This window comes from Spiroplasma endosymbiont of Cantharis nigra (assembly GCF_964019925.1).
In the GTDB taxonomy this organism is placed as follows: domain Bacteria; phylum Bacillota_I; class Bacilli_A; order Mycoplasmatales; family Mycoplasmataceae; genus Spiroplasma_A.
The window spans coordinates 407,001-420,335 of the sequence record NZ_OZ026470.1; the positions used below are offsets into that span (position 1 = coordinate 407,001).

At 24.4% G+C, this 13,335-nt stretch carries 10 protein-coding genes; 9 read left to right on the forward strand and 1 reads right to left on the reverse strand.

The genetic code is table 4. The annotated features are described in order from the left end of the window. Positions 1 to 14: 14 nt before the first annotated feature. On the reverse strand, positions 15 to 869 hold the full coding sequence (locus tag AACL04_RS01755; RefSeq protein ID WP_339030861.1) for a formylglycine-generating enzyme family protein: 855 nt from the start codon (positions 867 to 869) through the stop codon (positions 15 to 17). Positions 870 to 948: 79 nt separating this feature from the next. On the opposite strand from AACL04_RS01755, the gene AACL04_RS01760 reads away from it, so the two are divergent. The 9 genes from AACL04_RS01760 to AACL04_RS01800 all read left to right on the forward strand — a co-directional run bounded on the left by AACL04_RS01760 (position 949) and on the right by AACL04_RS01800 (position 13,283). Continuing rightward, entirely contained in the window at positions 949 to 1,779 is an 831-nt protein-coding gene (locus AACL04_RS01760) for a sulfite exporter TauE/SafE family protein (RefSeq protein WP_339030863.1), read from the forward strand. Between the two features lie 117 nt (positions 1,780 to 1,896). Beyond that, the gene (locus AACL04_RS01765; RefSeq protein ID WP_339030865.1) at positions 1,897 to 3,435 is read left to right on the forward strand and encodes a sulfatase; all 1,539 of its coding nucleotides are present in this window, start codon (positions 1,897 to 1,899) and stop codon (positions 3,433 to 3,435) included. A gap of 38 nt (positions 3,436 to 3,473) precedes the next feature. Next, positions 3,474 to 6,122, forward strand: a complete 2,649-nt coding sequence (locus tag AACL04_RS01770; RefSeq protein WP_339030867.1) for a PTS transporter subunit EIIC — start codon at positions 3,474 to 3,476, stop codon at positions 6,120 to 6,122. Positions 6,123 to 6,158: 36 nt separating this feature from the next. Next, positions 6,159 to 7,130 carry an ROK family protein gene (locus tag AACL04_RS01775; RefSeq protein WP_339030869.1) on the forward strand — a complete coding sequence of 324 codons (972 nt, stop codon included), beginning with the start codon at positions 6,159 to 6,161 and terminating at the stop codon, positions 7,128 to 7,130. Between the two features lie 260 nt (positions 7,131 to 7,390). Further along, positions 7,391 to 9,514, forward strand: a complete 2,124-nt coding sequence (locus AACL04_RS01780; RefSeq protein ID WP_339030871.1) for an anaerobic ribonucleoside triphosphate reductase — start codon at positions 7,391 to 7,393, stop codon at positions 9,512 to 9,514. Beyond that, entirely contained in the window at positions 9,514 to 10,014 is a 501-nt protein-coding gene (gene nrdG, locus AACL04_RS01785; RefSeq protein ID WP_339030873.1) for an anaerobic ribonucleoside-triphosphate reductase activating protein, read from the forward strand. The genes AACL04_RS01780 and nrdG overlap by 1 nt, the downstream gene beginning before the upstream one ends. A 102-nt stretch (positions 10,015 to 10,116) precedes the next feature. Then, a complete protein-coding gene (locus AACL04_RS01790) occupies positions 10,117 to 10,842 on the forward strand; it encodes a hypothetical protein (protein WP_339030875.1) in 726 nt (241 codons plus the stop codon). 165 nt (positions 10,843 to 11,007) lie between these two features. Continuing rightward, the gene (locus tag AACL04_RS01795) at positions 11,008 to 12,459 is read left to right on the forward strand and encodes a glycoside hydrolase family 1 protein (RefSeq protein ID WP_339030877.1); all 1,452 of its coding nucleotides are present in this window, start codon (positions 11,008 to 11,010) and stop codon (positions 12,457 to 12,459) included. An 86-nt stretch (positions 12,460 to 12,545) separates the two neighbouring features. Further along, positions 12,546 to 13,283, forward strand: coding sequence for a hypothetical protein (locus AACL04_RS01800; RefSeq protein WP_339030880.1), 738 nt, complete (start codon positions 12,546 to 12,548; stop codon positions 13,281 to 13,283). The last annotated feature ends 52 nt before the right edge of the window (positions 13,284 to 13,335 follow it).

Below are 13,335 nucleotides of genomic sequence, written 5' to 3' on the forward strand. Positions count from 1 at the left end.
ATTGAATTATTTTATTAGATATCTTTTACACATCTAAAACCCATATTACCAGCAGTTGATCTTGGTGCAGTTCCATTTCTAGAATATACTTTATATCTTTTACAAAAACCATCATGACATAAGTATGAACCACCCCTTATGGCATAATCTTTATTTTCATTAATTTCTAAATTAGATATTTCATTAGTTTTCTTTTTTTGAAAATATTCTAAGGAAACATTTTTTGCATTTATACATCATTCTCAAATATTTCCTAACATTTGATAAACTCCATAACCATTTGGTTCAAAACTTTTTGCTGGAGCTAAATCTAAGAAACCATCTTCTAATGTATTCCCAAACGGAAAGTCTCCATTTCAAATATTTAAATTATGCTTATTATTTTGTTTTAATTCATTTCCTCAACTAAATTTATTTTGTATTAAACCACCTCGAGCTGCATATTCTCATTCCGCTTCGGTTGGCAATCTTTTTCCAGATCATTTGCAATATTCAATAGCGTCATATAATGAAACATGAACAACGGGGTAGTTCATTTTATTTATAATATTTGATTTAGGACCTTGAGGGTGTTTTCAATTTGCACCAGGAACATCAAATCAAATACCCATTAAATCTGCTTTTTGATATTTAAGTCTTTCTTCTTTATTTAACAAAGCTGCAAATACAAATGAATTACCAAATTTTTCTGCTTCAGTTATATAGTTAGTTTCATTAATAAATTTTTGAAATTCTTCATTTGTGACAGAAGTTTCATCGATATAAAAGCCATTAATCTCTATAAGAGTAGGAGGGCCTTCTTTATCATAAATAAAACCATCTTCAGATTCACTTCCCATTAAAAACTTACCACTTTTTATTAAAATCATAATTCCTCCATTAATATAATTATAGAATTTTTTCCAAAAAATGCAATTATTATTGTAAAATTTATTTGGAGATATAAAAATGGGAATTACATTACTATGATTATCTATTATTGTTTTATTGATCTCAATATTGGGATCAATTTCAGGAGTTGGAGGAGGGGTACTTTATGTTCCCTTATTTCTAGTATTCTTAAATGATGAATTGAATGAGATAAAATATATATCTACATTTTTAGTATTTTTAGGTTCCTTTATGAACGTTGCAATTGAAATAGTAAAAAAAAGACTTAACTATAAAATTTTATTAGTAGGAGTCGTCTTTTCAACAATTTCTATTTTAATTGGAAATGTAATATCTAAAAGTATTAATTCAGATGCTGTAATTAAAATTATTGTAGCAGTAACATTAATTATTGTAACTTTTATGTTAATTTATTCAGAATATTTCTTAAAAGTAAAAGATAATAGTCAAAAGCAATATAAGCTTAATAAAAACTTTTACATAATAAATAATGAGGGTGATAAAATTAATATTATTTTATTATCTTTAATTTCATTTATTGGTGGAATTATAACATCTTTAACTGGAATGGGTGGTGGTCCTATAATAATGCCTCTACTTATAATTATTTTTTCTTTAAAAATTAGTTCTGCAGCACCAATTTCACATTCTTTAATCATGGTTTCATCATTTATCTCTTTAATCTTAAATCCAATATCTATGGGTTATAATCCATGAGTTGTTAAAGAGATTTGAGTCAAGAATTTAGTTTTTGCTATACCAGTTATACTTGGTTTTATTGCAGCTATATATTTAAAAAAAGTTATTAAAAAAGAAATTTATATTAAGTGACTATTAATAATTGTCATTTGAATTTCTATCATAAAAATAATTTTAGATTTAATTTAAATAAAATTTATTACATTGAATTCATTTTCATAGTAATAATTCCAAAAATGTATATTAATTTTGGAATATTTACTATATTATATTTGTAGGCTACTATTAGTCTACAAAGGAGAAAAAATGAGAGCAGTTATATTAATGTTTGATACTTTAACAAGAAAGTATTTACCTAATTATGGTAATGATTGAGTTCATGCACCAAATTTTAAAAGACTAGGCGAAAGAACAATGACATTTGATAATTTTTATGCAGGAAGCATGCCATGTATGCCTGCAAGAAGAGAAATACATACGGGAAGATATAATTTTTTACATAGAGATTGAGGTCAATTAGAACCTTTTGATAACTCAGTATTTGAGCATTTAAAAAATAGTGATATTTATACACACTTAACAACAGATCATTGACATTACTGAGAAGATGGTGGAGGAACTTATCATACAAGATATAATACTTGAGAAGGATTTAGAGGTCAAGAATATGATCAATGAATTCCTGCAGCATATGGTAAAAATCACGAACAACCTCATAAAAATAATATAAATACTTTTTTTGACCCAAAAACTAGACCAGAGAAATATAATTTTTTGAAATATGGAAAATCTAATTTAGCACATTTAACGCAAGATGATACAAGTTATCCTAGTGTACAAACAATGTTATCAGGAATTGAGTTTTTAAAAGGTCATAAGGATTTAGATGATTGGTTACTACAAATTGAGTGTTTTGACCCTCATGAACCGTTTGTAACTCCTCAAAAATATCGAGATATTTATGATGCCAAATATACAGACAATATTCCTAATTGACCTAAATATAGTCACTATGATGAAGAAAAAGATGCAGAAACAGTTAAGAAACTTCAAATAGAATATGCTGCATTAATTTCAATGATAGATGTTTATTTAGGAAAAATTTTAGATTACTTTGATGAAAATGATTTATGAAAAGACACAATGTTAATTGTAAATACAGATCATGGGTTCTTAACTGGTGAACATAACTTTGTTGGTAAAACAGCAGCACCTTGATATGATGAATTAATTCATACGCCATTCTTTTTACACATTCCAGAATTTTCAAATATGGATGGAAAAAGATTTGACAAGTTATGTCAAACAATTGATATAGCTCCAACTTTATTGGATTATTTCAAGTTGGAAAATAATTTTGATCAAGATGGAAATTCAATTTATGAAGCTCTAAAAAAAGATCAGAACAATCACAAAGAAATTTTATTTGGAAATAATGGTGGTCATGTAAATATATATGATGGAAAATATGTTTTTATGAAAGCATCTAAAAGTGAAGCAAATTTCCCAAATACTCAGTATACTTTAAATTTTAATTTTATGAAGGGGTTCTTACCAAGTTTCTTTTTAAATAATATGGAGTATGTAAAGGGAACACGATATTCAAATGGAATGCCAATGATGAAATATAATTTACAAGAATTTCCTATGACACCAAATTCATTTAAATATGGGGATTTATTATTTGACTTAGAAAAAGATCCAAAGCAATTAAATCCATTAAAAGATAAAAAAATTGAATTAATGATGATTAAAAAATTAATTAAAAAAATGAAATCTGTTGATACACCTCCAGAGGTTTATGAAAGAATTGGTTTAACAGAAGAGGCATTAAAAATAGATTAATATTCCTATAATAAATAAAACTTTGAAAGGAATTATTTATGCACAAAAAAGTTTTAAATGTATATGCTATTTGCGATGGTGTTATAGACATAATAGAAAATATTGATGATAATGTTTTTAAAAATAATTTATTAGGAACAGGTTATTTCATATCTGCTACATCTAATGAAATTCATAATCCAATTGAAAATGCTAATATTGATTTGGTTTTTGAAACAAAACATGGTTTATTTTTAAAGCAGGAAAATTTGGATTCTTCTATTATGATAAATATGTGTCTTGACTTTAAAAAAGAAGATAGTAAATATTTTAATATTGCAAAAGAGCAAAATGAAAAAATAAAAAACTTTGAGAAATTAGCAGAAGTAAATGTAGATTATTTAAAAGTAGTCCATAAAAATACTAATATTGCTGTTTTAATTAATGATGAATCTAATAAAATGAATTGAATTTTTCAACCTTATTTTGCAGGAGCAACAAAGGTTAAAAAAAATGACCTAATAGGTACTTTTGAATCAATTTTAGAAAGTGAAAAAGATATTAAAGCTGATGAATACTTTAAAACTAGTTCAAATTGAGAACTGATTGCAAGACAAATAATTGAACTTGTTGGAAGAAAAGCAAATTATAGTAATTCTTACAATTGTTCAACTCGTCTTAGATTTAAAATAAAGGATAAAACTCTTGTAGATATTGATTCACTTCAAAAAATCAAACAAGTAAAGGGAGTTGTTTGAAAAAATAATGAACTGCAATTAATTTTAGGCAAAAGTGTTTATAAATTATATACAGGTTTAAAAAAACTGGAAGATTCTGGAGAATTCGATTTGTTGGCAAATAGAAAAATGTCTCTTGGAAAGAGAATGTTAGTTGCTCTTTCTTCAATCATGATTCCATTAATTCCAATATTAATTGGAGCTGGAATTATAATGGCATTTGTTGGTATATTACAAATAACAAAGTTAATGCCAGATATAGTTTTAAAAATACCAGAAACAGGATTGAAACCAGGTCAAGAATATATTAGAGATACAAATGTAATGTGAGCAATGTTATATGTAATAGCTAATACGCCTTTGAGATTTATAGGTATATTAGCAGGAATAAGTGCTGCAAAATATTTTAAATTAAATATATTCTTAGGATTGTCGATTGGTTTAATTTTAGGTAGTCCTTTAATATTTGGAGATGGGGGACCAATAGGATTTGGTTATAGTTGAGATTTATTTAAAACTGGAATAAGTCCTGATGATTCTATTTGATATGGTCTTTCTTCAATAAAAGTAATGCCTCAAGGAGCAAGGGTAATTGTTGTAATATTAGCAGTTTTAACTACAAAGAAAATTGAAAACTGAATTATAACATGAGTGCCAAAATCTTTAGAATTAATTCTAAAGTCAGCTTTAACATTATTAATTGCAGCTCTAATAACATTCTTTATTATTGGACCGATTTGATATATTTTTGAGCAATTAATTGGTGTTGGTTTGAGGTTTGTTACTAAAACTCCACTTGGAATTGGTACTGGTATTTATGCTTTAATTTGACAGCCCTTAGTTATAGTAGGTATGCACTCAGCAGTTGCTCAAATTTCACAAATGCAGGTATTAACAGATGGGGTTAGTTACTTAACACCTGGTGCAGAATTTTCTGTATGAGGACAAGTAGGAGCTGTTATTGCAGTTATCCTTATTTCTAAAAATAGTGCAACTAAAAGAGAAGCTCGTTCAACTGTAATTACTGGTTTCTTTGGTGTGCCTGCTCCAATTGTTTATGGAATTAACTTACCTAAAGTAAGACCTTTCATTGCAGGAACTCTAGGAGCATTCTTTGCGGGTTGTTTCAGTAATATATTAAGTGTTTCACAAAGAGTTAATACGGGTTTAGGAGTATTTTCCTTCTTTGGATTTTTCTCAAACCCAATAAATCCAGAAATTGTAACTGTTGAGTTAGTACCCAATACTTTGAATGGTCTATATAATATATTATGCTGTGTGATGGCAACTGGATTAGCATTAATGTTTACAATATTTATGTATAAAGAAAGAGTTCTTGAAAATAATATTCTTAAAAAAAATAATGCAAAAGTTATTAAAATAATTAACTTATCAAATTTTAATTTAACTTCTGAAGACAAACTAAAAGTAACAAATATTTTAAGAGCAGAAGAAAACTTTTTTACAAAAGAAGAAATTATTAAAATTAAAAAACTTGAAAAATTATTAATTGAAAGTTTAAAATATAAAATTGAATTAGAGATTATTTTTGATAAAGAAAATAAAATTAAGGATAGATTATTTCAACAAGGATGTAATTTGATTAATAAAAATAAACCTTTAAAAGCTAAAACAATTATGGAAAAACATAAAGATATTTATTTTTTAAAGAAAAAAGAAACACTACAAAATAAAATCCAGCAGTTAGATATCAAAATGACTGATAAATTAAAATGATTAGATGAACTTATTAAGACTAAAGAAAATGTAGTACTAAGTAATTTTAAATTATTAGAAGATTACTTATCAGAAGATAATCTTTATTCAATAAAATTACTATATAAAAATGCTTTAAATGATTTAAAAATAACTTATAAATTACAAAAACCAGTTGATACTAAAATTACTTTAAATAGTATTATAAAAAAAATCTCACAGGAAAATAATTTAAATAAAAAATTAACAAAATAATTAAATAGTATTTGAGAAAGATAGGACAATTAGTTTATGAAAAATATAAATTACTTATATGATATTGGAGGATTAAGTACCAAAAAAATTGTTATGGATCATAACAATAAAATAATATCAGAGGATATAATTTCTTATGATGATACTAAAAAACCAAATGCATGACAATTAGATGCAAACTATGTTTTTAGTTTAATAAAAAATGATTTACCAAAAGATATTAAAATAAATTTAGGAATTAGTATTCCTGGAATTATTGATTCAATTAATTATAAAATATTATCTGAATCTGCATTAACAAATATTAAAGAAATTAATTTAAAAGATTTTTTTAGTGACTTAAAAAATATAGAAGTATTTGAAATAGAAAATGATGCCAAGGCTGCAGCTTATGGAGAATATTATTTTGGTCAAAAGCAAAAATACAAAAATATGCTTCATGTAACTGTTGGAACAGGTCTTGGTGGAGGAATTATTATTGATGGTAAAATTTACAAAGGTTTTAAAGGAGGAGCTGGTGAATTATCAAAGCTATTTGCAAATTTTGATTCTGAGAACATTAATTTAGTTGTTCAAAGTACTTCAACAGGTGCAAATTTAAAAAGATATGCGGACTCAATTGAATTAGGAGAACTTTCAGAAATTGAAGATGTTGTAACAGCTAAAGCAAAAAATAATTTTAGAATGAAAAAAATAACTGATGGTAAATCATTTATGAAACTAGTTGAAGAAAATGAACCAATAGCTGTTAAAGTTTTTGATATATGAACAACAAGCTTAACTAAGTATTTAGTTTCTTTAAATTTTTTGATGGATTTTGAAGCAATAACTATTGGAGGGGGAATAAGTTCTAATAGTAAATTTTTGGATACGATAATTAAAAAAGCTGATAATTATATTATTTTATTTAAAAATTTTTCTCCAATTGAAAATATAAATATAATAAAAAGTAATTTAGAAAATAAGGCTGGATGTTATGGTATTTTAGCCAAATTAATAAAAGAGTAATTTATCAAAATTTAAATATATTATTGATTAGAAACCTTATTTAATATGAGGTTTTTTTCATTTAATAGTTTATACTATAAAATTTATTATTTTTTTATATAAATTGAAAGTATAAAAGTGTTTATATTATTTATTTTATTTTCAACTTTTTTCTATAAGTTGATTTTTTATTTTTATTTGAGAGTATTAACTCACAACTAAACAAAAAAGTTTAGTTTTTAAATTTTAAAAATGATATATATTTAAAAGGGGTATATTATATGAAAGAAAATAAAAGTTCTTGTAAAAATATTACTATAGAATTTAATCAAGTAATTTCAACAATAAATAATGATATTAAAAATGAAAATGCAAATATGAATGGTGATACACCAAGTGGTAAAATGATGAAATTTGCTTCAATATCAGCAAAAAATTTTGCATTGGAAAATTTAGTTAAGTTAAAGCATGCAGAGTTACATAAAAGTTCATTAATTCATATTCATGATTTGGATTATTATGCTACAAAATCAGCAACTTGTGTTCAATATAATATTGAGGAAATATTTAATAATGGTTTTAAAACAAAAAATGGTTTGATTAAAGAACCTCAATCAATTGGCGTATATGCTGAGTTAGCATCAATTATTTTTCAAACGGCGCAAAATGAAATGCATGGAGGACAATCAATTCCAGCTTTTGATTATTTTATGGCTCCAGGAGTAAATAAAACTTTTAGAAAAATTCTTTTAGAAAAATTAAAGAACTTCTTATTTTTTTTAAACATAGATTTTGATAAAAATAAAATAAATGATATAAAGAAAGATGAAAGTATAAAGTTTAAAAATTTAAAAAGAGAAATGCTTAATTTATATTTACCAAAAATTAATATCTCCCAAAAAGATTTTGATAAAATAAATCAATTAACAATTAAAGAGACAATTAGAGAAACTAATCAAGCAATGGAAGGTTTTATTTATAATCTAAATACTCAACATTCAAGAGGGGGCAATCAAGTTGTTTTTTCTTCAATAAATTTAGGAACTGATACTTCAAATGAGGGAAGACAAGTTACAAAATCATTATTTAAAGCTTTAGAAAAAGGATTAGGAAATGGTGAAACCTCAATTTTTCCAATAGTTATTTTTAAAGTTAAGGATTTAGTAAACTTTCAAGAAGAAGATTACAAAAAAGCAATGAATCAAAGTCAGGAAGAATGATTCAATGAAAGTAATATTTGAAATGTCAAAAACTTTGATTTATTTTTAGAAGCAATTAAAACAACGGGTAAAAGATTATTTCCAAATTTTATGTTTTTAGATCAAAAATATAATCAACATCAGTTATGAAATGAAAATGATAGTAAATCTTGATATTATGAACCAGCAACAATGGGATGTCGTACAAGAGTTTTTGAAAATATTAATGGTGAGAAAACATCAGTTGGGCGAGGGAATTTAAGTTTTACTTCATTAAATTTACCTTATATAGCATTAGAACTTTTAGAAAAAGAAGGTTTTTTTAAAAATGAAATAATTAATTACTCTAAAATTAATTCTTCAAAAATAAAAACATTATTTTTAGAAAGGGTTAAATATTATAGTCAAGAAATTTGCAATCAATTAAAAATTCGATATGATTATCAAATAACAGCTATTGCAAAAGAATTTCCATTTCTAATGAGCAATAATATTTTATCTGGGGGAATTAATTTAAAATCACAAGATTTTGTAGAAGATGTTTTTAAGCAAGGAACGTTAACAATTGGATTTGTTGGTTTGGCAGAAGCATTAAAAGCACTGTTAAACTTCCACCATGGTGAAAATGACGAAGCACAAAAATTTGGATTAGAAATTATAGAAGTTATTAACAATGTTTCACTTATATGAAAAGAAAAAACTCACTTAAATTTCGGAGTTATAGCAACACCAGCAGAGTCAGTTGCAGGTAGAATGGCAAAGCAAACTAGAAAAGTTTTTGGCTTAGTATCTGGAGTTACTGACAGGGAATACTTTACAAATTCAAATCATATTCCAGTTTATTATAATATTAGTGCTATTGAAAAAATTAAAAGAGAAGCAGAATATCACCTATTAACTTTGGCTGGTAACATAAGTTATGTTGAATTAGATGGTGAAGCTAAAAAAAACTTACATGCTGTTCTTTCTATAATTAATGCAATGCGAATTCATGGAACAAATTATGGAAGTTTAAATCATCCTGTAGATAGATGCAAAAAATGTAATTATACTTCTTTAATTCCCTTATATTGTCAAATGTGTAATAGTAAAGAAATTTCAAGAACTAGAAGAATTACAGGATATTTAGTTGGAGACTTAGAGTGTTGAAATAAAGGAAAGCAGGCTGAAGAATCAGAAAGAGTAAAGCATAAAATTAAAAATTAATGAAAATACTTAAAATTTTTAAAGAAACAATAAGTGATGGTCCTGGAATTAGATACTCTATTTATATTGCTGGATGCTTGCATGCTTGTTATGGTTGCCATAATCTTTTGAGTTGAAATTTCAGAATAGGAAAAGACTTTGACAAAGAATATGAAAAAGAAATTATCTCAGAAATTAAATCAAATTCATTATTAAATGGAATTACTTTTAGTGGTGGAGATCCAATGTTTAGTGCAATTGAATTGTTACCTTTTGTAAAAAAACTAAAAAAAGAAACTGGTTTAAATATATGACTATATACAGGTTTTACTATAGAAGAAATAATAGCAAAAAAAGATAATTCTAATGAGAAAGAATATTCTATGTACAAATTATTACTTGAAATAGATACATTAGTAGATGGTAGATTTGTAAAAGAGTTATATGACCCTAATATTCTATATAGGGGAAGTTCAAATCAACGATTAATTGATGTAAAAAAATATTTTAATTTACTTTAAACTTAAAAAACATTTTTTATTTAAATTTAAATGTTTTTTTTTTTTTTTTTATAATTATCATTAAATATATAAGAAAGAATGAAAATTTAAAAGGTAATGATAATGAAGTATGTATTTGAGAAATTGGAAATTATTAGTAAAGAATTTGATGATACCACTTTTAAAATAATAGCTAAAAAAATATTGGATAATGCTGAAAGAGGTATATTCTGTTCCCAAGAGGAATTAGCAGCACAAACTTTTGTATCAATTTCAACTATTACCAAGTTTTCTAAAAAAATGGGTTTTTCAGGTTTTAGAGAATTAAACTTTAAAATGAAAACAGAATGAAAAAAACTTGATTATGAACAGATTGAAAGGTCAGATACATTTGAAATTTTTCAATTAATTGAAAAATGAATTTCTTATAATGAAGATTTTATAAATAGTATTTGTAAAAAAATTAAGGAGAGTAGTTTTATCAATATTTATTCTTCTTATCAAGCATTTGAGTCTTCAAAGTACTTTGCAAATATCTTAATTGAATATGGAAAAAATGTTACAGTTTTAAATAATGAGTTTAGATTTAAAGCAAAAGTTAATAATGAAAAAGGTTTTAATTTATTAATATTAACTGGTAGGGATAATGATACACTTATTGACAATTTTTATAAAGCTTATGACGCAGATTATACTAACTTTATTATTGCTTCAGAAAAACAAATTGATAAGATAAATTTAAAATTTACAAAAAAAATGATAATAGATTATTCATTAGATAATTCACAATTGTCATCAAGACAAATAGTACTACATATGCTATTTTTTTATATTTTTAAAAAGTTATAAAGATTTTTAAAAATATAAATTACAATGATATAGAATAATTTATTAATAATTAAAATATTTATAATAGAAAATTACTTTACATTTTATAAAGTACTATAAAAAATATAACTTACTATTTATTTTTAACTAAAATTGATACAAAATACTTACATAGGAGAAAAAATAATGAAATTTGTAAGAAAAAACTTTTTATGAGGCGGAGCAACTTCTGCTTCTCAAATAGAAGGTGCTTATAACTCAAGTGGTAAGTCTTTAACTTTAGCTGAAATGAGACCTTTTAATCCTAATTTAAATAGAAAAAGTATTGAAGAAATAAATAATTATTCTAAAAAAGAATATGAAAAGTCAATTGAAAATGTTAATAAACTTCATTATCCAAAAAGATATGGTATAGATTTTTACCATAAGTATAAAGAAGATATTGCTTTGTTTAAAGAAGCTGGGATGAAAATATTCAGAATGTCAATTTCTTGATCAAGAATTTATCCTAATGGAGATGAAAATAAACCAAATCAAGAAGGCATAGAGTTTTACAGAAAAGTATTTGAAGAATGTAAAAAAAGTGGAATGGAAATAATGCTTACAATTCAACATTATGATATTCCATACTCAATTGCTAAAAATTATAATGGGTGATCAAATAAAAAAGTTATAGATTTATACATTAAGTTTGCTAGTACTATAATGGAAGAATATAAAGATTTAGTTAAATATTGATTACCTTTTAATGAAATAAATGTGGCAACGCTATCACCAATTACGGGATTAGGTATTTTTAGAGAAGATTATAAAACTGAACATGAGTTTTTAAATGCATCATATCAAGGCTTACATAATCAATTTTTTGCTCAAGCAAAAGTGATTGAATTATCAAAAAATATTTCAAAAAATATTAAGATGGGCTGTATGATTGCTAATATAACTACATACTCAAGTGATTGTAATCCAATTAATATCTTAGAAAATTTACTAACTCAACAAATGAATAGATATTTTTATTATGATGTTGTGGCAAAGGGAATATATCCAACATATTCAAAGAGATACTTTAGAGAAAGAAAAATAGAAATCAATATTACAGAAGAAGAATTAAAAGTAATTAAAGAAAATACTGTTGATTATATTACATTTAGTTATTATATGACTTCAACTGTATCAAAAAATACTCAAGATAATAATTCAGGAAATTTAATAATCGGAGGTAAAAATAAATTTTTAAACTCCACAGAATGAGGATGACAAATTGATCCTATTGGGTTGAGAATTACATTAAATGAATTATGAGATCGATATCAATTACCATTATTTATTTCAGAAAATGGAATTGGTGTTGTTGAAAAATTGGATGCGAATAATACAGTGAATGATAATTATCGAATAGATTATCTAAAAGAACATTTTATTCAAATAAATGAAGCAATTCTTGATGGAGTAGATGTCTTTGGTTATACTATGTGGACTCCAATAGATGTAGTTAGTCTTTCTACAAATGAAATGTCTAAACGTTATGGTTTAATATATGTTGACTATGATGATTATCATAATGGTAGTGGAAAACGATATAAGAAAAAGTCCTTTAGTTGATTTAAAGAATTTATTGAAACAAGTGAATTTTAATAAAAAAATATTTATATAAGTAAATATTATATTTACTTTTTTTTATTGAAATATATAATTTTAATTAGTAGAAAAAGGGTAAAACTATGTCAGTAATTAACAAATTAATAAAATTAAGTGAATCAGTTGATGATACTAATTTTAAAAGTATTGCAAACCAAATTATAGATAACTTCACAAATGGTGATTTTAAAAATCAAGAAGAACTTGGAAAGCAATGTTATGTCTCACTGTCAACTATAACAAAATTTTCTCAAAAAATTGGTTGTACTGGTTATCGAGAATTAATTTTTACTTTAAAAAATGAATATAATCATTATGGTTGAGCTGAGAATGTAAATAAGGTTAGCTCTTTAGAAAGATTTGATTCTATTCAAAAATGAATTATAGAAAATAATTCTTTTATTGAAAATATTGCACAAGCAATTAAGGGGGCAAAAATAATAAATTTATATGCCTCAAATCAAATTAAACATGCAAGTTCTTATATATTAGATTTATTTGATAATATGAATAAAATTGTTAGAGTATGTTCTTCAGAATATAAAAATAATTTAATAAAAAATGGTGAAAAGGAAGTTGAAATTTTAATTATTTGTTCAAGTAATAATGGTTCTCTAATGAGAAAGTATGAAAAAGAAGCAAATGAAAAAAACAATAAATTTCTTATTACAACAAATAGTCAGGAAATAAAATTAGATATAATTTTTACAGATAAAATGTTGATCAATTATCAATTTGATAAATCAAAATCTATCTATAGAAATATAGCTTTAGAAATGTTGTTTCTATATATATATGAATACATCCAAAATACTTTCTAAAATAGAAAGTATTTTCTTTTTATGGAGAAAATATTTTCTTTAAATCATTTTA